The sequence below is a fragment of the Saccharothrix luteola genome (assembly GCF_020859565.1).
In the GTDB taxonomy this organism is placed as follows: Bacteria; Actinomycetota; Actinomycetes; order Mycobacteriales; family Pseudonocardiaceae; genus Actinosynnema; species Actinosynnema luteola.
Genome location: NZ_JAJHUO010000046.1, coordinates 60,428 through 80,388, shown reverse-complemented (window position 1 = coordinate 80,388; position 19,961 = coordinate 60,428). Strand labels below are relative to the sequence as shown.

Annotated in this window: 27 protein-coding genes; 12 read left to right on the top strand and 15 right to left on the bottom strand. The window is 73.5% G+C overall.

Going from position 1 to position 19,961, the window contains the following annotated elements; genetic code table 11:
• Positions 1-121 precede the first annotated feature (121 nt).
• From LNK82_RS43375 to LNK82_RS43365, 3 genes are all read right to left on the bottom strand, one after another.
• A complete protein-coding gene (locus LNK82_RS43375; RefSeq protein WP_230572643.1) occupies positions 122-424 on the bottom strand; it encodes a type VII secretion target in 303 nt (100 codons plus the stop codon).
• 21 nt (positions 425-445) lie between these two features.
• A complete protein-coding gene (locus LNK82_RS43370; protein WP_230572642.1) occupies positions 446-1,006 on the bottom strand; it encodes a YbaB/EbfC family nucleoid-associated protein in 561 nt (186 codons plus the stop codon).
• Positions 1,007-1,136: 130 nt separating this feature from the next.
• Positions 1,137-1,511, bottom strand: coding sequence for an FKBP-type peptidyl-prolyl cis-trans isomerase (locus LNK82_RS43365; protein WP_230572641.1), 375 nt, complete (start codon positions 1,509-1,511; stop codon positions 1,137-1,139).
• A 159-nt stretch (positions 1,512-1,670) separates the two neighbouring features.
• Between LNK82_RS43365 and LNK82_RS43360 the strand changes: the two genes are divergently transcribed.
• Positions 1,671-3,602, top strand: a complete 1,932-nt coding sequence (locus LNK82_RS43360; protein WP_230572640.1) for a beta-propeller domain-containing protein — start codon at positions 1,671-1,673, stop codon at positions 3,600-3,602.
• On the opposite strand, the gene LNK82_RS43355 is transcribed toward LNK82_RS43360, so the two are convergent.
• Positions 3,595-4,347 (bottom strand): EI24 domain-containing protein, encoded by a 753-nt coding sequence (locus LNK82_RS43355; protein ID WP_230572647.1) that lies wholly within the window; start codon positions 4,345-4,347, stop codon positions 3,595-3,597. The genes LNK82_RS43360 and LNK82_RS43355 overlap by 8 nt on opposite strands.
• 114 nt (positions 4,348-4,461) lie before the next feature.
• Here LNK82_RS43355 and LNK82_RS43350 point away from each other — a divergent pair, with 114 nt between their 5' ends.
• Complete coding sequence (locus tag LNK82_RS43350) at positions 4,462-4,692, top strand: hypothetical protein (protein WP_230572639.1); 231 nt, start codon at positions 4,462-4,464, stop codon at positions 4,690-4,692.
• A 29-nt stretch (positions 4,693-4,721) separates the two neighbouring features.
• On the opposite strand, the gene LNK82_RS43345 is transcribed toward LNK82_RS43350, so the two are convergent.
• From LNK82_RS43345 to LNK82_RS43325, 5 genes are all read right to left on the bottom strand, one after another.
• On the bottom strand, positions 4,722-5,174 hold the full coding sequence (locus tag LNK82_RS43345; RefSeq protein ID WP_230572638.1) for an SRPBCC family protein: 453 nt from the start codon (positions 5,172-5,174) through the stop codon (positions 4,722-4,724).
• Between the two features lie 66 nt (positions 5,175-5,240).
• Positions 5,241-5,423: a hypothetical protein gene (locus tag LNK82_RS43340; RefSeq protein WP_106620345.1), complete on the bottom strand. Its 183-nt coding sequence runs from the start codon at positions 5,421-5,423 to the stop codon at positions 5,241-5,243.
• 141 nt (positions 5,424-5,564) lie between these two features.
• Positions 5,565-6,011 (bottom strand): DUF309 domain-containing protein, encoded by a 447-nt coding sequence (locus tag LNK82_RS43335; RefSeq protein WP_230572637.1) that lies wholly within the window; start codon positions 6,009-6,011, stop codon positions 5,565-5,567.
• A gap of 44 nt (positions 6,012-6,055) precedes the next feature.
• On the bottom strand, positions 6,056-6,379 hold the full coding sequence (locus LNK82_RS43330; RefSeq protein WP_230572636.1) for a VOC family protein: 324 nt from the start codon (positions 6,377-6,379) through the stop codon (positions 6,056-6,058).
• 108 nt (positions 6,380-6,487) lie between these two features.
• Positions 6,488-6,802 (bottom strand): helix-turn-helix domain-containing protein, encoded by a 315-nt coding sequence (locus tag LNK82_RS43325; protein WP_230572635.1) that lies wholly within the window; start codon positions 6,800-6,802, stop codon positions 6,488-6,490.
• 31 nt (positions 6,803-6,833) lie between these two features.
• Between LNK82_RS43325 and LNK82_RS43320 the strand changes: the two genes are divergently transcribed.
• Together LNK82_RS43320 and LNK82_RS43315 are read left to right on the top strand one after the other, a co-directional pair.
• On the top strand, positions 6,834-7,871 hold the full coding sequence (locus LNK82_RS43320; RefSeq protein WP_230572634.1) for a DNA polymerase IV: 1,038 nt from the start codon (positions 6,834-6,836) through the stop codon (positions 7,869-7,871).
• A complete protein-coding gene (locus tag LNK82_RS43315; protein ID WP_230572633.1) occupies positions 7,868-8,425 on the top strand; it encodes a dihydrofolate reductase family protein in 558 nt (185 codons plus the stop codon). The genes LNK82_RS43320 and LNK82_RS43315 overlap by 4 nt, the downstream gene beginning before the upstream one ends.
• A gap of 79 nt (positions 8,426-8,504) precedes the next feature.
• On the opposite strand, the gene LNK82_RS43310 is transcribed toward LNK82_RS43315, so the two are convergent.
• Positions 8,505-9,203, bottom strand: coding sequence for a TetR/AcrR family transcriptional regulator (locus LNK82_RS43310; protein ID WP_230572632.1), 699 nt, complete (start codon positions 9,201-9,203; stop codon positions 8,505-8,507).
• An 82-nt stretch (positions 9,204-9,285) separates the two neighbouring features.
• Here LNK82_RS43310 and LNK82_RS43305 point away from each other — a divergent pair, with 82 nt between their 5' ends.
• On the top strand, positions 9,286-10,671 hold the full coding sequence (locus LNK82_RS43305; protein ID WP_230572631.1) for an MFS transporter: 1,386 nt from the start codon (positions 9,286-9,288) through the stop codon (positions 10,669-10,671).
• Here the strand turns inward: LNK82_RS43305 and LNK82_RS43300 are convergent.
• Positions 10,632-11,429, bottom strand: coding sequence for an SDR family NAD(P)-dependent oxidoreductase (locus tag LNK82_RS43300; RefSeq protein ID WP_230572630.1), 798 nt, complete (start codon positions 11,427-11,429; stop codon positions 10,632-10,634). The genes LNK82_RS43305 and LNK82_RS43300 overlap by 40 nt on opposite strands.
• A gap of 48 nt (positions 11,430-11,477) precedes the next feature.
• Between LNK82_RS43300 and LNK82_RS43295 the strand changes: the two genes are divergently transcribed.
• Positions 11,478-11,882: a winged helix-turn-helix transcriptional regulator gene (locus LNK82_RS43295; RefSeq protein WP_230572629.1), complete on the top strand. Its 405-nt coding sequence runs from the start codon at positions 11,478-11,480 to the stop codon at positions 11,880-11,882.
• On the opposite strand, the gene LNK82_RS43290 is transcribed toward LNK82_RS43295, so the two are convergent.
• Positions 11,834-12,496, bottom strand: a complete 663-nt coding sequence (locus LNK82_RS43290; RefSeq protein ID WP_230572628.1) for a type 1 glutamine amidotransferase domain-containing protein — start codon at positions 12,494-12,496, stop codon at positions 11,834-11,836. The two genes, LNK82_RS43295 and LNK82_RS43290, sit on opposite strands and share 49 nt — an antisense overlap.
• Before the next feature lie 113 nt (positions 12,497-12,609).
• Between LNK82_RS43290 and LNK82_RS43285 the strand changes: the two genes are divergently transcribed.
• Positions 12,610-13,515: a LysR family transcriptional regulator gene (locus LNK82_RS43285; protein WP_230572627.1), complete on the top strand. Its 906-nt coding sequence runs from the start codon at positions 12,610-12,612 to the stop codon at positions 13,513-13,515.
• Positions 13,516-13,537: 22 nt separating this feature from the next.
• Here the strand turns inward: LNK82_RS43285 and LNK82_RS43280 are convergent, their stop codons facing one another.
• Positions 13,538-14,248 (bottom strand): S1 family peptidase, encoded by a 711-nt coding sequence (locus tag LNK82_RS43280; RefSeq protein WP_372470807.1) that lies wholly within the window; start codon positions 14,246-14,248, stop codon positions 13,538-13,540.
• A gap of 127 nt (positions 14,249-14,375) precedes the next feature.
• Here LNK82_RS43280 and LNK82_RS43275 point away from each other — a divergent pair, with 127 nt between their 5' ends.
• Positions 14,376-15,209 carry an ADP-ribosylglycohydrolase family protein gene (locus LNK82_RS43275; RefSeq protein ID WP_230572625.1) on the top strand — a complete coding sequence of 278 codons (834 nt, stop codon included), beginning with the start codon at positions 14,376-14,378 and terminating at the stop codon, positions 15,207-15,209.
• Here the strand turns inward: LNK82_RS43275 and LNK82_RS43270 are convergent.
• Together LNK82_RS43270 and LNK82_RS43265 are read right to left on the bottom strand one after the other, a co-directional pair.
• Entirely contained in the window at positions 15,197-16,045 is an 849-nt protein-coding gene (locus LNK82_RS43270) for an SRPBCC family protein (RefSeq protein ID WP_230572624.1), read from the bottom strand. The genes LNK82_RS43275 and LNK82_RS43270 overlap by 13 nt on opposite strands.
• Positions 16,042-16,368, bottom strand: a complete 327-nt coding sequence (locus LNK82_RS43265) for an ArsR/SmtB family transcription factor (RefSeq protein ID WP_230572623.1) — start codon at positions 16,366-16,368, stop codon at positions 16,042-16,044. The genes LNK82_RS43270 and LNK82_RS43265 overlap by 4 nt, the downstream gene beginning before the upstream one ends.
• 147 nt (positions 16,369-16,515) lie before the next feature.
• Here LNK82_RS43265 and LNK82_RS43260 point away from each other — a divergent pair, with 147 nt between their 5' ends.
• The 4 genes from LNK82_RS43260 to LNK82_RS43245 all read left to right on the top strand — a co-directional run bounded on the left by LNK82_RS43260 (position 16,516) and on the right by LNK82_RS43245 (position 19,815).
• Complete coding sequence (locus LNK82_RS43260; RefSeq protein WP_230572622.1) at positions 16,516-17,649, top strand: aminotransferase-like domain-containing protein; 1,134 nt, start codon at positions 16,516-16,518, stop codon at positions 17,647-17,649.
• A gap of 87 nt (positions 17,650-17,736) precedes the next feature.
• On the top strand, positions 17,737-18,126 hold the full coding sequence (locus LNK82_RS43255) for a hypothetical protein (protein WP_230572621.1): 390 nt from the start codon (positions 17,737-17,739) through the stop codon (positions 18,124-18,126).
• A gap of 7 nt (positions 18,127-18,133) precedes the next feature.
• The gene (locus tag LNK82_RS43250; protein WP_230572620.1) at positions 18,134-19,213 is read left to right on the top strand and encodes a sensor histidine kinase; all 1,080 of its coding nucleotides are present in this window, start codon (positions 18,134-18,136) and stop codon (positions 19,211-19,213) included.
• On the top strand, positions 19,210-19,815 hold the full coding sequence (locus LNK82_RS43245; protein ID WP_230572619.1) for a response regulator transcription factor: 606 nt from the start codon (positions 19,210-19,212) through the stop codon (positions 19,813-19,815). The genes LNK82_RS43250 and LNK82_RS43245 overlap by 4 nt, the downstream gene beginning before the upstream one ends.
• Positions 19,816-19,961: the final 146 nt, after the last annotated feature.

Below are 19,961 nucleotides of genomic sequence, written 5' to 3'. Positions count from 1 at the left end.
GTGTCCATCGCCGACTCCGCGATGGAGATCCCCGTCGCCCACCCGTTGTCACCGGTACCGGCGTTGAAGAACGACCCCGACTCCGCCGGCGGCGCCTCGACCAGCGGGTTCTCCCCCGCCATCAGTCACCGGCCTTGAAGCTGTCGCGGATCGCCTCTTCCATCTCCCGGTACTGGTCGACGGTGCCCTTCACGGCCTTGCCGGCGGCGTCCATCGCCTCCACCGCGCCCTGGAGCGCGTCCAGCCCGTACTGCTCGACCGGGTCGAGCATCATCCGGAACGGCTGGCAGATGATGCCGTAGGCGTCGGTCGGCATGCTCACCGTCTTCGCCGCGTCCACCGCGCCCTGAAGCCGCGAGCCCAGGTCGTCCAGCTGCTTGCCGTGCGCCTCGAGCGTGTCGGCGACGATCTCGAAACCGGCCATGTGATCCCCCTGGAAGGCTGGTCAGGAAAGGAAGGACTGTCCGCCGAAGTCGTCGTCCTCGTCCGGCCTGCGCGCGGGCCGGCGCGTGGGCGGCGGGGCGGACGGTGGCGTGGACGGCGGTCCGGGCCGCGAGGCGGGCGGCGCGGGCGTGTCGTCGTCCTCGATCCCGAAGCGCATCTCACGGCCCACCGGCGGCGGCGCGGGCTCTTCGTGCGGCGGGCTGGGGAAGTTGCGCTTGGCCTCGTTGAACAGCACGTTGGCCGTCTCGTCCTGCGTGCCGATGGTCTCGGCCATGGCCTGCTGGAGCAGTTCCGGGATGCGCGCCTGCGCGCGTTGCAACGTCCTCATCACCTCGGCCGACACCTCGGCCATCCGCTTGTCCCGCGCGGATTCGGCGATCTCCAGGTTGGTCAGGATGCCGTTCGAGCCGATGGTGAGCTTCACCGAGCCGTCGCGCGACGCCTCGGAGATGGTCATGCCCTGCACGCGGGCGGCCATCTCCTGGTAGCGCTCGGCCTTCTGCTCGATGCTCTGCTGCCACTGGCCGAGCATCCGCTCGGACGCGCCGATGTCCTCGGGCACGACGGCTCTCCCCCTCGAAGATGACGCGCGGTTGGTCCACACAGGATGACGCAATCGGGAACGGCCCGGTTCCGACCTCGGGTCGAATGCTCCGAACGGAGCAGAGGTCGCAACCGGGCCGTGCCGGGTACTAGTTCACGCCGAGCAGGTCCACAACGAAGATCAGCGTCTCGCCGGGCTTGATCACGCCGCCCGCGCCGCGGTCGCCGTAGCCCAGGTGCGCCGGGATGACCAGCTTGCGCCGGCCGCCGACCTTCATGCCCGCGACACCGCGGTCCCAGCCGGCGATGACGCGGCCACCGCCCAGCGGGAAGCTGAACGCCTCGCCGCGGTCCCAGGAGGCGTCGAACTGCTCGCCGGTCGAGTGAGACACGCCGACGTAGTGCACGTGCACGAGCTGACCGGGGGCCGCCTCGGGCCCGTCGCCGACGGTGATGTCCTCGATCACCAGGTCGGCGGGCGGGGCGCCCTCGTACGGCTCGACCTCGGGCTTGCTCGGGGCCATTTGACTCTCCTGTGGTCGCTCCGCCCCCGGACGCGAGGGCGTTGGGCAATCGGTCCTGCCCTACTCAATCATGTCGCCCCGGGTGCGGCCGATCGGCCTATGCCCGGGCCGCAACCGAGGCCGCGCAACCCTTTGCCCCGTCAGTCCCGTCCTGGGTGCATGAGGCGATGGTCCTGGGGTACGCGTGCGGCGCTGTTCGGCGGCGCGGCACTGGTGGTGGGGGTGAGCGCGGCCTCCGCCGTGCCCACCGAGGCGGAGGACTGGCGGATCGTGCCGCCGATCGAGGCCGTGCCGGTGGAGCTCGTGGCGTTCGACACGTGCGACACCGCGCTGGCCGAGCTGCGGCAGGCGATCTCGCCGCACGTCGGCGCGCACGGGGTGGGTGGTCACACCTTCCTGGCCAAGACCGACGGCGACGTCGCGATGGAGAGCCAGGCGGGCACGCGGGTGGGCGGCACGGCGCGCGACGCCGCCGCCGTGCCCGAGCACTCCAAGACGAACGCGCACGAGGCGGGCGTCGACGAGCCGGACCTGGTCAAGACCGACGGCAAGCGGGTCGTGACGGTGGCCGACGGCAAGCTGAGGGTGCTGGACGTGGCCACCCGCCGGCTCACCGGCACGCTCGACGTGCCCGGCGGCCACGCCTCCCAACTGCTGCTGCACGAGGACCGCGCGCTCCTCATCGGCGCCCGGCACGGCGTCGCGGAGCGGGCGGTCGAGTTCGACAGCCCCACCGAGGTGTACGCCGAGGACTCGTCGGTGACGTTGGTCGACCTGTCCGCCGCGCCGCGCGTCCTGGGCACGCTCAACGTGGACGGCCGGTACGTCGACGCGCGGCAGGTCGGCGGCGTGGTGCGGGTGGTCGTGCACTCGGGACCGCGGCTGCCGTGGGTGTACCCGACGAACGGCCGCAGCGAGGCGGAGTCCCTGATCGCGAACCGGGAACTGGTCGCCACCGCACCGATCGAGTCGTGGCTGCCGCGCTACGAGCTGTCCGACGTCGACGGCTCGCGCTCGGAGGGCGCGCTGGTCGCGTGCGACCGGGTCAGCCACCCCCAGGAGCACTCGGCCACGTCGATGCTCTCCGTGCTGACGTTCGACTTCCCGGGCGAGCTGGGCAACGGCGACGCGGTGACGATCGTGGCCGACGGCGACACCGTGTACGGCACGGGCACGTCGCTGTACGTGGCCGACGACCACCACCTGCGGCCGATGACGCGGTCTGCGCCGACCACGCCCGCGACCACGGCGATCCACCAGTTCGACGTGTCGCAGCCGGGCCCGCCGAAGCACGTCGCCTCCGGGCAGGTCGCGGGCACGCTGCTCAACCAGTACTCGCTGTCCGAGCACCAGGGCCACCTGCGCGTGGCGACGACCTCCGGTGACGCGCCGGGAGTCCCCTCTCGAACGCCCGCGACGCAGAGCGCGGTCACCGTGCTCAAGCGGGACGGCGCGAAGCTCGCGGAGGTCGGCAAGGTCGACGGGCTCGGCGTCGGCGAGCGGATCTACAGCGTCCGGTTCGCCGGGCCGGTCGGGTACGTGGTGACGTTCCGGCAGGTCGACCCGCTCTACACGCTGGACCTGTCCGACCCGGCCGAGCCGCGCAAGGTCGGCGAGCTGAAGATCACCGGCTACTCCGCCTACCTGCACCCCGCCGGTGACGGGAAGCTGATCGGCGTCGGCCAGGAGGCCACGGAGCAGGGCCGCGTCACCGGCACGCAGGTGTCGCTGTTCGACGTGTCGAACCCGGCCACGCCTGCCAAGGTCGCGGGCCACCACCTGCCGGGCGCGAGCTCGGAGGTCGAGTTCGACCCGCACGCGTTCCTGTACTGGCCGGCCCGCGACCTGGTGGTGCTGCCGGTGTTCGGGTCGGGCGCGAGCGGGTCGGCGGCGGGCGGCCTGCTGGTGCTGCGGCTCGGTGACGGCGCGTTCTCCGCGCTGGGCACCGTCCGGCACGAGCAGTCGACCTACGACCCGGGCATCCGCCGGGCGCTGGTGATCGGCGACGACCTGTGGACGGTCTCCGCCGTGGGCGTGGGCGTCGACCGGATCGACGGGTTGGCGCGGCAGGCGTGGGTGCCGTTCACCTGATCTGGTCGTGGAGCAGGCGGTGCGCGAGGACCGTGCCGCCTGCCATCGCCGCCGGCAGCACCACCAGCGCCGCCAACGGGATCAGGCACAGCAGGTAGGTCGGCACGGCGAAGCCGAGCGTGACCGCGCGCCGCTTGCGCAGCGTCCGCCTGCGCACGTCGAGCTTGAGGCCGCGCCGGGTGAACGGGATGCCGGTCAGCTCGATCGCCAGCAGCGACGCGTTGACGAGCACCGCGACCACCGGCACCACCGTCTGCCCGACGACCGGGATGAACCCGGCGGCGAACAGCGGGATGGCGAGCAGGATCGCGATGCCGACGAGCACGACCGCGTCCCGCACGCCGACCGCCGCCGACTTCAGCCAGCTCACCTGCTCGGCCTCGGGCACGCCGCCGAGGTGGGTGTCCTCGACGGTCTCCGCGATGTGCTCGTAGAACGGTCCGCCGATGATCAGCGTGATCGCGGTGAACAGCAGCAGTCCGATCGCGACGAACGCGCCGATGATCGAGAAGCCGGCGGCGAACCGGGTGGCCGCGCGCAGGCCCTCGTTCCAGTCATCGGCGAACGGCGTGACCCAGGCGGCGATCTCGTCGATCCACAGCGCGAGCCCGACCAGGCCGCCGATCAGCAGCACGGTCGTGATCAACGCCGGGATGGCGCCGATGAGCAGCAGTTTCGGCGAGCGGAACACCAGCGAGAAGCCCTGGCCGAGCAGTCCGACACCGGTCGAGAAGTCCCGCAGCACCCTGATCACCGGCGGAGCATATCCACCGTGAGGCCCGTGAAGTCGAAAAACGGTGGTCGCGCGGTTCTGGGAGCGGTGCCAGACTGAGGGTCTCTGGGGAGAGGACGTTTCGTCATGGCACTGGATCACACCGAGCCCGTCCTGCTCGTGCGCAAGCGCGGTGACCTCGTCGGCGAGTGGGAGCGGAGCTGCCACCTGGCGCCGTTACCGGACGACGGCACGCGGTCGACGCTGCTGACCCTGTGCGGGGAGCAGCTCGACCTGGACATGGCGGAGCTGCTGCCGGAGCCCGAGGGGATGCCGTGCGTGGCGTGCCTGCTCACGGTGCCGCCACCGCACCGCTGAACCGCCGTCGTCGTCCACCCGCCGTGTCGTCAGCCGACGTGGCGGGAGAGGGCGCGGAGGTCCTTGCGGAGGTTCGCGCGCACGAACCGCGCCACGAGCGGGCCGACCAGCCGGTAGTGCCGGCCCGCGTCGCCGCGCACGCGGATGGACACCATCGTGCCGCCGGCGTGGGCGGTGTCGAACCGGTAGGTGTCGAACCGGTAGGTGACGTGCATCGGGAACGGCCCGGCGACCGACTTCATCTCCAGCAGCGTCGGCGGCTCGTGCGCCACGACCCGCAGCACGTAGTCGATGCGCCTGCCGAGGAAGTGCGCCGTGCGCGTGACCTCCGCGCCGACGCCGAACCCGCCGCCGGGCGCGGGCGCGCTCAGCTCGGCGCGCTTGATGCCCCGCGTCCACTCGTGGTCGTGGCGCCAGTCCATCGCGTACCGCGCCACCACTTCGGGCGGCTGGTTGACCAATCGGCGCGCGGACACGTCCACGCGCCGATTGTCCATCCGGGACGGCCCCCGCACCGGGCGGGGGCCGTGCTCTCCTAGCGGGCTCTCCTAGCGGCGACGGCGGAAGCTCAGCGCCCGCGCGCCGGCGCCGACGCCGGCCAGGTGCAACGCCACGCACAGCAGGCCCGCCAAGAGCAGCGTCCCGCCGTCCAGGACCGAGCCCAGCGAGGCGTTCGCCAGGTCGAGCAGGAGGGCGAGGCCGAAGATGACCGCGGCGATGATCGCTAACACGGGAAACCTCCCTGGTGAGGTGGGTGACCACCAGTTACCCCGCCGCACGGTCCCCCAAGCGCGCGTTCGGCCGCACTTCGAGGCCCGGGTGGGTCAACGGCCCCGCGTTCGGCGGCGTGGACGCCGAGCGTGATCAGGACGTCACGAATCCCCGGTCAGCCGCGGTACGCCGGCGCCCGTGGCGGCCCAGGCGACCAGGCCCGCCACGTCCACCCCGTGCGGCGGGTCGTCACGGTAGGGCGTGATGTTGCGCGCGCCGCGGTTCAGCAGCGCCGAAGCGCCCGAGGCGTTGCCGCGCGCGGCGTGGGTCATGCCCACGGCCAGCTGCGCCAGGCCGCGCCAGAGCTCCCGCTCGGGTTCGGGCGCGGCCTTCCACGCGTCCTCCAGCACTTCGTGCGCGTGGAACGGCCGGCCGAGGTCGAGCAGGCGCTGTGCTTCGACGAGCGACTCCTCGGGCGTGCGCGGCACGCCCTCGGGCTGGCGCTCGACGCCCTGCAGTCCGTAGGGGAGCGGGCGGCCGAGCCCGTCGCGGGGGCGCGCGTTGCGGGCGCGGCCCTGCTCGTCACGGTCGCGTGGGCTGGTCGACACGCCTTGATCGTGTCACGGACCAGGCCGCCGCGACACCGCGCGGCTCAGCCCTTGAGCGGTCCGGAGAACCTCAGGTGGTTGGCCGACGGGTCGCGGAACGCGCGGTCGCGCACCCCGTGCACCTGGTCCATCGGCTCCTGCATGACCTCCGCGCCCGCCGCGCGGAGCCGCTCGAACGTGGCGTCGCAGTCGTCGACCCGGAAGATGGCCGCGCCCAGGGAGCCCTTGGCCGGCAGCTCCATCATCGCGGTCGCGTCGTCCGCGGGCCTGCCCATGCGCGGCTCCTCCAGGACGATCTCCACGTCGGTCCGGCCGGCCGGACCGACGGACAGCCGGCGGAACCGCTCGATCTGCGCGTCGGTGCGCACGTCGAGGCCGGCACGTCGCGGTAGAAGACGAGCGCCTCTTGCTGGTCGCGTACTTGCAGGAACGTGTGCGAGATCTTCATGCCCATGCCGGGAACCTGACCGCGCTGGTCAGGCTCGTGCTTCTCGGAATCTGCTCGGGCGGGTGACCATTTTGGACCAGCACGCGGGCACCGCGGCGACCTCGTCGTGGCGGCGTGCCCGGTAGGCGCTGGGCGTCTCGCCGACCAGCTCGGTGAACCGCGAGCTGAACGAGCCGAGCGATGTGCAGGGCGTCTCGCCGTAGGCCGGCTTGAACTGCCGGGCGAAGTGGGACGGCGACATGAGCGCGGCGCGCGCCATGGCGGGCACGTCCGGCGGACGGGCGTACTCGCGGTCCATCAGGTCCCGTGCCCGGCGAAGGTGGGCCAGTTCTTCCGGTCGCACGGTCGCAGCCTCCCACGGCGATACTGGCGTGGTGTCCGGATCGGACTGGGTCCTGCACGTCGACCTCGACCAGTTCATCGCGGCGGTCGAGGTGGCGCGCCGGCCCGAGTTGCGCGGCAGGCCCGTGGTCGTCGGCGGAGCAGGCGACCCGACGCAGCGCGCCGTGGTGGCCACGGCGTCCTACGAGGCGAGGGAGTTCGGCGTCCACTCGGGGATGCCGTTGCGGCTGGCGAAGAAGAAGTGCCCGGACGCGGTGTTCCTGCCGTCCGACGCGCCTGCGTACGAGGAGGTGTCCGCGCACGTGATGGACGTGCTGCGGGAGCTGCCCGTGGTGGTCGAGGTGCTCGGCTGGGACGAGGCGTTCCTGGGCGCGCGCACCGACGACCCGGAGGCGTTGGCCGACACCGCGCGCCGTGCGGTCAAGGAAGGGACCGGGCTGGAGTGCTCGGTCGGCATCGGCGACAACAAGCTGCGCGCCAAGCTCGCCACCGGGTTCGCCAAGCCTGCCGGGGTGTACCGGCTGACCAGGGACAACTGGGTCGAGGTGATGGCCGGACGGCCGGTGACCGCGTTGTGGGGCATCGGGTCGCGGACCGCGGCCAAGCTCGCGGAGCTGGGCATCGGCACGGTCGAGGAGTTGGCGCGGGCCGAGCCGGAGGTGCTGGCGGCGCGGTTCGGGCCGGCGATGGGGCCGCACTTGCGGCAGCTGGCGCTGGGCGCGGGCGACACGACCGTGACCGCGACGCCGTGGGTGGCCAAGTCGCGCAGCCGGGAGACGACGTTCCAGCGGGACCTGACCGATCCGGCGGAGATCCGCGAGCAGGTCCGGCTGCTCGCGCGGCGGGTGGTCGAGGACGTGCGGGCGGAAGGGCGGCCCGCGATCCGGGTGGTGGTGAAGGTGCGGTTCGTGCCGTTCTTCACCTGCACGCGGGGTGTGTCGCTGGGGGAGCCGACCATGGAGTCGGAGCAGATCGAGGACGCGGCCGTGGCGGCGTTGGCAAGATTCGAGGACGCCCGTGCCGTGCGCCTGCTGGGGGTGCGCGTCGAGTTCGCTGGAGGACCACCGTGACGAAGGTCGTGCTGAACGGCTCCGTGTCGCTCGACGGCTACAGCGCCGGGCCGAACGTGGGCGAGGAGCACCCGATGGGCGAGGGCGGCGAGCGGCTGCACGAGTGGCTGTTCGCCGAGGGGGCGGACGGCGACGCGGCGTTCGCGGCGACGGTCGGCGCGGTCGTGCTGGGCAGGCGGACGTTCGACCTGGGGCTGAAGTACTGGCAGGACACGCCGTTCCCGGTGCCGAGCTTCGTGCTCACGCACGAGCGGCGCGCGCCGTTGGCGATGAAGTCGGCGGCGTTCACGTTCGTCGCCGACGGCCCGGAGAGCGCGATCGCCCAGGCCCGTGCCGCGGCGGGGGACAAGGACGTGCTGGTCATGGCGGGCGCGGAGTCGGCTCGGCACGTGCTGCGCGCCGGGCTGGTCGACGAGATCCGGCTCCAGTTGGTGCCCGTGCTGCTCGGCGGGGGCTCGCGGCTGCTGGACGGCCTCCCGGCCGCCGAGCTGGAGCGGATCGAGGCGACCGAAGCGGACGACGTCGTGCACCTGCGGTTCCGCGTGCTCCGCTGACGCCGGTGGTCTGCTGACAACGGTCCGCTGACGCACGGCGTTCCGGCAAGGCCGGGTGTCGTGCGGTGCGGCCGGGTGGTCAGGCCAGGTCGAGCGACGAGATCAGGTCGGCCAGTTCGGCCCGGTAGACCTTGCCCGGCTCACGGGTCTGCGAGCGCAGGTGGCCGTACACCTCCAGCGCGACCAGGCCGTGCATCCGGCCCCACACCCGCAAGGTCAGCGCGAGGGCCGCCGGCGGCAGGTCCGGGTGCTCGGCCCGCGCGAGCTCCACGGCGTGCGGGTCGAAGTCCGACCACTCGTGCCCGCCGTGCGACTGCCGTCGGGCGGCGTTCGGCCAGGCGTCGGCGACCAGGCCGAGCAGGGCCGCGCACGCCCGCTGCTCGGCCTCCACGCCCTCGGCCGGCGGCTGGTAGCCGGGCACCGGGTCGCCGTAGATGAGCCGGAAGCCCTCCGGGTTGGCCAGCGACCAGGTGCGGAGGGTCTGCGCCCACGCCAGGATCCGGCCCGCCGCGTCGTCGGCCGGCCGGGCGTCGCGGGCCGCCTCCAGGTGCCGCACGAGGTCGGCGTAGACGTCGTTGATCAGCGTGGTGACCAGGTCGTCGCGGGTGGCGTAGTAGCCGTAGATGGCGTTGGCCGTCATGCCCATCTCGCGGGCGATGGCGCGCAGCGAGATCGCGTCCGGGCCGCCGGTCGCCATGAGCTTGAGCGCGATCGCCTTGATCTCGGCCGACGTCTCCGCGCGCAGCCGCGCCCTCCGGTTGGGCACTCGGTCTCCCACGGTTGACACTCTACAGCGTTGCTGTACTGTCCGCCGTGTTGAAACTATACGCCGTGCAGTAAAAATACGGGGTGAATCACGCGTGGACACCACAGTGGCCCCGGCACGCACCCGTGCCGGGCTCGCGATCGCGTTGCTGGCGTTTGCCCAGTTCATCGTGGCCGTGGACTACAACATCGTGTACGTGGCGCTGCCCGACATCGGACGTGCGCTCGGCTTTTCCAGCCAGTCCCTGCAATGGGTGGTCAGCGCCTACGCCGTCGCGTTCGGCGGGCTCCTGCTCTGCGCGGGCCGGGTGGTCGACCGGCTCGGCGCGCGCCGGGCGTTCGTAGCCGGGCTGGTGGTGTTCGGGCTGGCGTGCCTGATCGGCGGGCTCGCTACGACGCCCGGTGTGCTGGTCGGGGCGCGCGCGGTGCAGGGCGTCGGTGGCGCGTTGCTGACGCCGGCGACGCTGGCGTTGATCAGCACGACGTTCGCCGAGGGTCCGAGCAGGACCCGGGCGTTGTCGGTGTGGGGAGCGGCGGGCAGCGGTGGGTTGGCGGCGGGCGCGTTGCTCGGCGGCGTCCTGACCGACGCGTTCGGCTGGGAGTGGACGTTGTTCGTGCTGGCGCCGTTGTCGTCGGGTGCCGCCGCGCTCGCGGTGTCGGTGCTGCCGGCCGACCGGGTCGCCGGTGAGCGGCGGCGGTTCGACGTGCCGGGCGCGCTGCTCGCCACCGCCGGGTCGGTGCTGGTGGTGTTCGGGCTGGTCACCGGCCCGGAATCGGGCTGGGTCCGCGGCGGGCTCGCGGCGGCGGGCGGGGTGGTGGTGCTCGCCGTGTTCCTGGCCGTGCAACGGCGGACCCGCGATCCGCTGGTGCCGCTGCGGCTGTTCGGCAACCGGGCGCTGGTCCGCGCGATCGGCGTGGTGCTGGTGTTCCAGAGCTCGCTGGGCGGCGCGTACTACCTGTTCACGACCTACTTGCAGGACGGGCTGGGCTACCGGCCGCTGGCCGCCGGGTTGGCGTTCCTGCCGCTGACCCTGGTGTCGATGACCGCGTCGCTCAAGGGCACCGGCGCGGCGATCGCCCGGTGGGGCGTGCGGACCACGCTGGTGGTCGGGATGGTCGTCAACGGCCTCGGCCTCGCGCTGCTGGCGGGCGCGATGGCGTGGGACGGCGGGTTCGCGCTCCTGCTGCCGGGGCTGCTGGTGTGGGGCGTCGGCGGCGGGCTCACGTTCCCGGCGATGTTCGTGGCCGCCTCGTCCGGGGTGGCCGACGCCGAGCAGGGCGTGGCGTCGGCGTTGACCACCACGTCGCAGCAGGTCGGCGGCTCGATCGGGCTCGCGGCCCTGATCGCCCTGGCGGGCACGGGGTTCGGCCCGGCGGGCGCGTTGGCCGCCGGCGGGCTCGCGACCGTCGTCGGCGGGGTGGTGCTCGCCGTCGTGCCGCGTCACCGCGCCGAGGCGGTGATGTCCTCCAGCACGGCGTAGAGCCGGGCGGCGGTGGCCCGGTCGAACTCGGGCCTGGCCAGGTCGACCGGCGCGCCCGCGCGGGACGCGGTGAGGGCGGCGGTGGGCGGGTCCGCCAGGAACCGGTGGACCTGGCCCGCCGCGTCGGCCGTCGACCGGGCGAACAGCCGGGCCAGCAGGTCCAGCGCCCGGCCGAGCGGGCCGCCGACCTGCGCGCCGAGCCCGCTGTCCACGAACATCGGGTTGTGCAGCACGTACCGCACCGCGCTGCCCGGGTGCCGGTCGGCGAACCCCGCGCCGAGCAGGTCGGCGGCCCGCGCGCCCTGGCTGACCGCCCCGAACGCCCGGAACCGGCGGCTCAGCGCCAGGTCGTCCCACTGGATGCCCGGACCGCGCAGCCCGGCCACGCCGCACAGGCTCACCACCACCGGCGCGGCGGACCGCTCCAGCACCGGCAGCAACCGTTCCACCAGCGCGAACCGGCTCACCGCGTAGAGCGCGAACGAGTGCTCCAAGCCGTCGGCGGTGACCACGCGGCGCGGGGTGAACCGGCCCGCGCCGAGCACGAGGTGGTCGACCACGTCGAACCGCGCCGTCACCTCGTCGGCCACCGCCGTCGTGCCGGCGACCGTGCCGAGGTCGCCGCGGATCAGCTCGACACCGTCCGGCGCGGCGGCCGACCGGCCCACCACCGCGACGCGGTGCCCCTCGTCCGCGAGCCGTTCCGCCAAGGCCCGGCCGATGCCGTTCGTGCCGCCCGTGATCACCGCGTTCGCCATAACCTGGAGCCTGGTGCGCACCGCGACGACCCGGAAGAAGGCACATCCATGTCACTGGTCCCCGCGCCGGTCACGACCGCCGACCGCGCCGCCTGCTCGGTGTCCGGCGTGCTGGCCCGGGTCGGCGACAAGTGGAGCCTGCTGGTGCTGGCCCTGCTCGTCGAACGGCCCTACGGCTTCAACGAGCTGGACCGCGCGGTGCACGGGCTGAGCCGCCGCATCCTCACCCGCACCCTGCGCACCCTCGAGCGCGACGGCCTCGTCAGCCGGGACGTGCGGCCGGGCAAGGCCGCCGGCGTGACGTACGCGGCGACCGCGCTCGGCCGTTCCCTGCTGGACCTCGTCGTCCCCTTGGGACGGTGGGCGCTGCGGCACGAGGACGAGATCGAGGCCGCGCGATCGGCCTACGACAACGCTTCCAGCACCCGCCGCGCGGTGTCCACACTGGACTGAGGGTTCTGGCCGGTGACCAGGTTGCCGTCCACGACGACCGTGCTGGACCACGCCGGACCCGGCTGCGGGACCGCGCCGAGCTCGCGCAGCCGCGCCTCCACGAAGTACGGCACCGCCAGGCCGCCCTGGCGTTCCTCCTCGTCGGTGAACACCGCCAGCCGCCGCCCGGCGAACGCGAACGAGCCGTCCTCGCGCACCGCGGACAGCAGCCCGGCCGGGCCGTGGCACAGCGCGCCGACGACCTTGCCCGCGTCGTCGAACGCCACCAGCAGCCGGCCGAGGTCCGCGTCGGACGCCAGGTCCGCCATCGGGCCGTGCCCGCCGGGCAGCAGCACGCCGTCGTAGTCGGCCACGTCGACGTCCGCCAGCCGCAGCGGCGCCGCCAGCTCGTCGTCGATGGACGCCAGGTACGCGCCGAACCCGTCGGTCAGGCTGACCGCGTCCACGGTCGGCCGCACGCCGCCCGGCGTGGCGATGTCCACCCGCACGCCCGCGTCCCGCAGCACGCGCACCGACTCGACCACTTCCTCCGCCCAGAACCCGGTGGGGTGGCTCGACCCGTCGGCCAGCACCAGCCGGTCGGCCGCCGAGACGACCACGAGAACCCTGCTCATCCGTTTCGTTCCCTTCGAGAAGTCGCTGTACTGCTCGGACAACGACCACCCCATCACGTTTCATCCGGTAGCGTTCGGCCGGCCATAAGCGTCCTTATAGCTCTGGAGTTGCGGTGGCCGACCTCGACCTGCTGGCCACGTTCGTGGAGATCTACCGGTCCGGCTCGCTGAGCGCCGCCGCCGGGCGCCGCGGCCTCACCCAGCCGGCGGTGAGCGGGCACCTGGCCCGGCTGGAGCGGGAGCTGGGCGAGCCGCTGTTCGTGCGCTCCAGCCGCGGTGTCACGCCGACCGCGCGCGCCGACGCGCTGGCCCGCCGGGTCGGCGCGCACGTGGACGAGCTGCGGTCGGCGCTGTCCGAAGTGGACGATCGGGAGGCGTACGCGGGCACCGTTCACCTGGCGGGCGCGGTGGAGGTCGTGGCCGCACGGGTGCTGCCCGCGCTGGCCCCGTTGACCACGCGCGGGCTGCGGCTGCGGATCACCCTCGGCCTGGCCGACGACCTGCTCGCCGCGCTCGTCAACGCCAGGCTGGACCTGGTGGTGTCGGCGGTGCGGCCCGCGGACCGGGCGGTGGTCGCGACACCGTTCGTGGACGAGGAGTTCGTGCTGGTCGGCGCGCCGACGCTGGTGCGCACGATCGACCGCGCGCTGCTGGCGTCCGACCCGGTGCGCGCGTTGGCGCACCTGCCGCTGGTCGCGTACGCGGAGGAGCTGCCGATCGTGCGGCGGTACTGGCGCAGCGAGTTCGGCCGCCGCCCGCCCAACCCGGTCGCGGTGGTGGTGCCGGACCTGCGGGCGGTGCTGGCGGCGGTCGTCGCGGGGGCCGGCGTGTCGGCGCTGCCGCGGTACCTGGCCGACCCGGCGCTGGCGGCCGGGTCGGTGGAGTTGGCGCACCAGGCGGTCGTGCCGCCGTTGAACACGCTGTTCCTGGCCACCAGGGTCGGCGGGCTGGCGAACCCGTCGGTGGCGCTGGTGCACGGCCACCTGATGGCCCGCTCGCGGGACTGGGGCGTGCTGTGACGCCCCAGCCCCGCGCGGGGGATCAGACGCCCGCGATGGACTGGATCCAGGACCGGTACCGCGTCACGTTGGTGTAGGCGGTGGTGGTCTGCCGGTCGCTGGTGGACGCCACGCCGACCTGCACGCCGCCGGCCATCATCGGACCGCCCGAGTCGCCGCCCGCGGTGATGCCGTCGCCGCGCCGGGCGCAGATCGCGTTGCCGCCGTAGGCGTCGGTGCAGCCGCCGGTGACGGTCACGTTCGCGACCTTCAGGTACTGCGACTGGCAGTTGATCTCCGAGCCGCACCGGGACGTCGCGCCCCAGCCGTAGACCTGCACGTTCTGGCCCACGGTGACCGAGCCGGGCTGGCCGAGCCGGGCGTAGGTCGCGGACACGGAGCGGTCGAGCCGGACCAGCGAGAGGTCCGACGAGTGGTTGTGCGTCTGGACGCCGTTGGCCATCGTGCCGCCGGAGGTCTGGTCGAGGCTGCCGATGCGGAACGACAGCCCGCCGCCGCTGACGCAGTGCTTCGCGGTCAGGATCCACGTGGGCGCGATGATGGTCGCGCTGCACGTCTGCCTGCCGTTGGAGAACAGCCGGGCCGCCCACGGGGCGTTGCTCGCGTAGCTCCCGCCGATGATGTACGGCGTCACGCCACCCTCCGCCGCCGGCGTGGCCGACGCGGACGGCGCGAGGGTGAGCAGGGAGAGCAACGCGGCCGCGAGCGCAGGGATCAACCTGGTGATTCGCAAGGTTCCTCGATTCCGAAGACACGCGATTACTCGCGCACAGGGTGTCTTGGGTCACGAGATTCGTACCACTCGACCGGGTGAAAAGGGATATATCGAAACAGTTATAACGCGCTATACGGTGTGGTTCATGCTTGTCGAACTGGCCATCGGGGACGCGTACGGCGCGGGCTTCGAGTACGCCGACCCATCGCTCGTGACCAGCCACAACACCCTCGCCGGGTACGTGCGGCACCCGCGGCACCCGGGCATTCGCCCCGGCGCGTACACCGACGACACGCAGATGACGCTGGCGTTGGCGGAGTTGCGGGTCTCCGGCGAGCCGTGGACGCCCGAGTCGGTGGCGTCGGCGTTCGTGACGGCGTTCCACCGCGATCCGCGCGAGGGCTACGCGCGGGGTTTCCAGGCTTTCCTGGAGAGCGTGCACACCGGCGCGGAGTTCCTGGCCCGCATCCGTCCCGACAGCGACAAGAGCGGGGCGGCGATGCGGGCCGCCCCGGCCGGGCTGCTGCCCACCGTGGCCGACGTGCTGCACCACACCGACGTGCAGGCCAAGGTCACCCACGACACGCCGGACGGTGTGGCGTCGGCGCGGGCGGCGGCGTTGGCCGTGCACTACTGCCACCACGGGCTCGGTCCGGTGGCGGAGGTCGGCTCGTGGATCGCCGCACGGCTCGGCTCCGACGTGTGGGCGCGGCCGTGGCGGGGCAAGGTCGGGTCGAAGGGCGTGATGAGCGTGCGCGCGGCGTTGACCGCGTTGGCCGGCGGCGGCTCGCTGAGCTCGGTGCTGAGGGCGTGCGTCGCCTTCACCGGTGACGTGGACACGGTCGCGACCGTCGCGCTGGCCGCCGCGTCGCGCTCCGCCGAGATCCGCGCCGACCTGCCCCCGGTGCTGGTGGACGGGCTGGAGAACGGGCCGTTCGGCCGCGACCACCTGGCCCGCGTGGACGCTCAGCTGCTGTAGTGGCCGACGAGCTCGGCGACCCGGTCCGCCGGCCACGGGCGGACGTCGCCGAACGTGGCCGCGAAGAACAGCTCCAGGTGCGCGTGCCAGGCCGCGAGCGCCCGCGGGGCGAACGCGGGGTCGGCGAGCGCGTGCGTCAGCTCGACCGTCGTGCCCCGGTCGGGGTCGTGCCGGAACTCCCAGCGCACCCGGCCGGTGGGCGAGTCGAACGCCAGCACGCGCGGCGGCGTCCGCTCGACCAGCGGGCCGGCCGGCACGTGCGGGTTGGACGCCCGGGTCGGCACGCCGTCCTCGCCGTCGGTGAGCAGCGCCCACACCTCGTCCAGCGGGCGCCAGACGAGGTCGCGGACGAACCGCACCACGCCCTCGTCCACCCGGCCCTCGTCCAGCCCGAACTCGCGGATGTAGTGCTCCATCGGGCCGCGCACGTCCGCCGGCGGCTCGAACGGTCGGTCGGCGAGCCGCGCCTCCAGGCCCGCGAGGCAGGTGTCCCAGCCGGCGGCGTTGCGCCCGGCGCCGTGCTCGTCGCCGAGGACGTGCGTGAACACCAGCAGGCAGCCGCGCTCGTGCGGCAGCAGCTCGAACCGCAGCACGTCGGTGTTCCAGCGGAACGCGAACACCTTCGGCGGGTCGGACTCCAGCACCTCGCCGGTGGTGACCTGGTCGGGGAAGGAGAACGTGATCTCCCGGCCGTCGATCGCCACCGCCGCCGGGAACCAGTGCGCCAGCTCGGCGGGCTCGGTCACCGCCCGCCACACCTTGGACGGCGGGTGCGCGAGCACCCGTTCGAACCTCAGCACGGGCTTGCCGTCGATCCGCCTCAACTCGGTGCTCACGAGTCCCTCCCGTCCGATCCGTCGATCGCGTCCAGTCGCCGTTCCAACGCGTCCAGGCTGTCCTCCCACATCCGCCGGTACGGCGCGAGCCAGGCGTCGACCTCGGCCAGCGGTCCCGGCCGCAGCCGGTAGAGCCGCCGCTGGGCGTCCCGCCTGACCTCGACCAGCCCGGCCTCGCGCAGCACCTTCAGGTGCTTGGACACCGTCGGCTGGCTCACCGACAGCCCGTCGACCAGGTCGTTGACCGGTCGCTCGCCCCCGCGCAGCACGTCGAGGATCCGGCGCCGGTGCGGGTCGGCGAGCACGGCGAACGTAGATGCCATGGCAGAAATATAGCTCCGTCGGCATATACGCTGTCAACACGAGTCGGAAAGGTAGGATGGGTTCGGCGCCTCGACCCCAGTGCGGCCTACCTCATGCGTGGCACAACCGCGTGAACCCTTCCGCTCGACCTTTCGAGGAGCCCTCCCATGCCGCGCACGTTCGCCGGCTCGCCGGTCCGCGACCTGCTCGCCCTCACCTCCCGGCCCGAGGTCATCTCGTTCGCGGGCGGCCTGCCCGCGCCCGAGCTGTTCGACGTCGAGGGCCTGCGCACGGCGTTCGACCAGGCCCTGTCACGCCGATCCCTCCAGTACGCGCCCACCGAGGGCGACGTGGACCTGCGCGGCCTGGTCGCCGACCGGCTGACCCGGCGCGGCCTGCCGACCGCGGTCGAGGACCTGCTGGTCACGTCCGGCTCGCAGCAGGCGTTGACGCTGGTCGTGACCGCCCTGCTGGAGCCGGGCGCGGTCGTCGCGGTGGAGGAGCCGACCTACCTCGCCGCGTTGCAGTGCTTCCAGCTCGCCGACGCCCGGATCGTGCCCGTCGCGGGTGACGAGCACGGCATGGACCCGGCCGCGCTGGCCGAGGTGATCGAGCGGGAACGGCCGGAGCTGCTGTACCTGGTGCCGACGTTCGCGAACCCGACCGGCCGGACGTTGACCGCGCGGCGGCGGACCGAGATCGCCGCGGTGGCCGACCGGCACGGCCTGTGGATCGTCGAGGACGACCCGTACGGCGAGCTGCGCTACCGGGGCGAGCCCGTGCCGTCGCTGGCCTCGATGAGCGACCGCGTGCTGCACGCGGGCAGCTTCTCCAAGGTCGGCGCGCCCGGCATGCGGCTGGGCTGGCTGCGCGCGCCCGCGTCGATCATGCGCACGCTGGTGATCGTGAAGCAGGCGGCGGACCTGCACACGTCGACCATCGACCAGGCCGCGGCGGCGGCGTACCTGAAGGCGAACGACCTGGACGAGCACATCCGCGGGCTGTGCGCGGCCTACCGGGAGCGGCGGGACGCGATGATCGGCGCGCTGCCCTCGACCGTGCCCGCCGGCACGCGGTGGAGCGACCCGGACGGCGGCATGTTCGTGTGGGTGGAGCTGCCGGGCGAGGTGGACACCTCGTCGTTGATCACGGCGGCGTTGGCGCGGGACGTGGCGTTCGTGCCGGGCGCGCCGTTCTACGCGACGACGCCGGACCGGTCGACGCTGCGGCTGTCGTTCACCACCAACGCGGTGGACGAGATCGTCGAGGGGATGCGGCGGCTGGCGACCGTGCTGCGCTGACGCATGGTCGGACCATGCGTTTCGCACGGGTTCTTCGTGACACCGCGGGGGTGGGGCTTGTGCGCGGCCGGCCCCAACGTGGTGGCCATGAGACGTTCTTCGATCCTCTCCTTGGTGATCTCGACGGCGTTGGGCATCGCGATCGTGTCCGACGGCGACGACGACTGGACCGGGTTCGGCACGTGGGGCCTGGTCGCGTGCGCGTTGGTCTACCTGGTCGCGGGGCTGCTGCGCGCCGAGGTGCGCCGCACCCGGCTGGTGTGGGCGCAGGTGGCGGGTGTGGTCGGGTTCGGCGCGGTGGCGGGGATCGCCCTGCTGGTCGACCCCGAGGTCGGCCGCTACCTGGTCGCGGCGGGCTGGTTGGCGCACGCCGGCTGGGACCTCGCGCACTTCCGCGCCAACCTCGTCGTGCCGACCTGGTACGCGCTGGCGTGCGCCGTGGTCGACGCGTTCGTCGGCGTGTCGCTGGCATGGTGAGCGCGTGATGCGGCAGGCGAGGGTGCTCACGCTCGTGTCGCTGGGCGTGGCGTGGTCGACCAGCCTGGTCGGGCCGGGTGTCGGCGTGCTGCTGGAGACCCGGCCGGCCTGGGTGGTGGCGGGGCTGGTCGGCGTGGTGCTGTTCGGCGCCACGCACGCGGGCGTGCTCTACGCGGCCGTGACGCCGGGTGTGGCGCGGGGCCGGTGGGACGTGGCGTTCGTGGCGGCGTCGCTGCTGTCGGTGCCGTTGCTGGCACCCGTGGCCGTGGGGCGGTGGGACACGTGGGCATGGGTCGGCGCGGCGCTCGTCGCCACGGCGCCGGTGCTGGTTCGGCGGCGGTCGTGGGCGGTGGCGCCCCTGGTGGTCGCGGTGGCCGCGGTGGTGTCGCCGGATCCGTTGCGCGCGTTGGTGGTCGCCGGTGGCGTCGGTGTCGGGTTGGCGCTGATGCACGTGCTGCCGGTGTGGTTGTGGGACCTGGTCGTGCAGGCGCAGCGGGGGCGTGAGGCGCGGGCGCGGCTGGCGGTGATCGAGGAGCGGCTGCGGTTCGCCCGGGACGTGCACGACCTGCTGGGGCACCGGTTGACCGTGATCGCGCTGAAGGCGGAGCTGGCGTCGCGGCTGGCGGTCGTGGACGGTGAGCGGGCGGCCGCGGAGGCGGACGAGGTGCGCGCGCTGGCGTCGGTGGCGTTGTCGGAGCTGCGGGAGGCCGTGCGCGGGTACCGGACCGTGGAGCTGGCCGAGCAGGCGTCGGCGATCGAGCAGGTGTTGACCTCGGCCGGGGTGCGGTGCACCGTGTCGGTTCCGGCGGAGTTGCCCGCGGCCGCGCGCGAGCTGTCGTGGGCGTTGCGGGAGGCGGGGACGAACGTGCTGCGGCACAGCCGGGCGCGGTGGTGCTCGGTCGACGTCGTGGCGGGCGCCGACGAGGTGCGGCTGACCGTGGCGAACGACGGCGCTGCCGGCGGCGCGCGCGGGCCGCGCGGGTCGGGGTTGAGCGGGCTGGCCGAGCGGCTGGCCCGGGTGGGCGGGACGGTGCGCACCGGGGAGGAGGACGGGGTGTTCACGCTGGTGGCGACCGTGCGGACGTGATACGCGTGCTGCTCGCCGACGACGAGGAGCTGATCCGCGTCGCGGTGGCGGCGTTGCTCGGGCTGGAGCCGGACATCGAGGTCGTGGCGCAGGCCGGTGACGGCCGGGAGGCGGTGCGCGCGGCGTTGGCGCACCGGCCGGACGTGGCCGTGGTCGACCTGCAGATGCCGGAGCTGGACGGGTTCGAGGTGACCGCGGCGCTGGCCTCGTCGTTGCCGGGGTGCGCGGTGGTGATCCTGACCGGGCGCGGCAAACCGCCCCACCTGCAACGCGCGCTGTCGACCGGCGCGAAGGGCTTCCTGCCGAAGGGGTCGCCGGGCGGCACGCTGGCGGACGTGATCCGGCGGGTGCACGGCGGCGCCCGGTACGTCGACCCGGAGCTGGCGGCGGACGCGCTGACCACGCCGCCGTGCCCGTTGACGCCGCGTGAGCTGGAGGTGCTGCGGCTGGCGGAGTACGACACGCCGGTGGCGGTGATCGCGCGCCGGACGCACCTGTCCGCCGGGACGGTGCGCAACCACCTGGCCGCGGCGGTGGCCAAGCTCGGCGCGGCGAGCCGGTCGGAGGCCTACGTCACCGCGCACGACAACGGCTGGCTCTGAGCGACCCCGGATCCGGCGGACCGGCCCGGTCCGGGGACGGGTTGCGCGCGGTCCCCGGCAGGTAGCGGAAGTTTCCGGCGGCCCGACACTTGGCCGGTGACCCCCGGTGTCCCTACTTTCGTGGCATCTCAAGGGAACAAGGGGGC

What these genes read in the sequence shown, in the direction of transcription:
- LNK82_RS43375 (WP_230572643.1), bottom strand. Translation starts at nt 424, where the DNA reads ATGGCCGGTTTCGAGATCGTCGCCGACACGCTCGAGGCGCACGGCAAG.
- LNK82_RS43365 (WP_230572641.1), bottom strand. Translation starts at nt 1,511, where the DNA reads ATGGCCCCGAGCAAGCCCGAGGTCGAGCCGTACGAGGGCGCCCCGCCC.
- LNK82_RS43360 (WP_230572640.1), top strand. Translation starts at nt 1,671, where the DNA reads ATGAGGCGATGGTCCTGGGGTACGCGTGCGGCGCTGTTCGGCGGCGCG.
- LNK82_RS43350 (WP_230572639.1), top strand. Translation starts at nt 4,462, where the DNA reads ATGGCACTGGATCACACCGAGCCCGTCCTGCTCGTGCGCAAGCGCGGT.
- LNK82_RS43300 (WP_230572630.1), bottom strand. Translation starts at nt 11,429, where the DNA reads ATGGCGAACGCGGTGATCACGGGCGGCACGAACGGCATCGGCCGGGCC.
- LNK82_RS43295 (WP_230572629.1), top strand. Translation starts at nt 11,478, where the DNA reads ATGTCACTGGTCCCCGCGCCGGTCACGACCGCCGACCGCGCCGCCTGC.
- LNK82_RS43290 (WP_230572628.1), bottom strand. Translation starts at nt 12,496, where the DNA reads ATGAGCAGGGTTCTCGTGGTCGTCTCGGCGGCCGACCGGCTGGTGCTG.
- LNK82_RS43275 (WP_230572625.1), top strand. Translation starts at nt 14,376, where the DNA reads ATGCTTGTCGAACTGGCCATCGGGGACGCGTACGGCGCGGGCTTCGAG.
- LNK82_RS43265 (WP_230572623.1), bottom strand. Translation starts at nt 16,368, where the DNA reads ATGGCATCTACGTTCGCCGTGCTCGCCGACCCGCACCGGCGCCGGATC.
- LNK82_RS43260 (WP_230572622.1), top strand. Translation starts at nt 16,516, where the DNA reads ATGCCGCGCACGTTCGCCGGCTCGCCGGTCCGCGACCTGCTCGCCCTC.
- LNK82_RS43255 (WP_230572621.1), top strand. Translation starts at nt 17,737, where the DNA reads ATGAGACGTTCTTCGATCCTCTCCTTGGTGATCTCGACGGCGTTGGGC.
- LNK82_RS43250 (WP_230572620.1), top strand. Translation starts at nt 18,134, where the DNA reads ATGCGGCAGGCGAGGGTGCTCACGCTCGTGTCGCTGGGCGTGGCGTGG.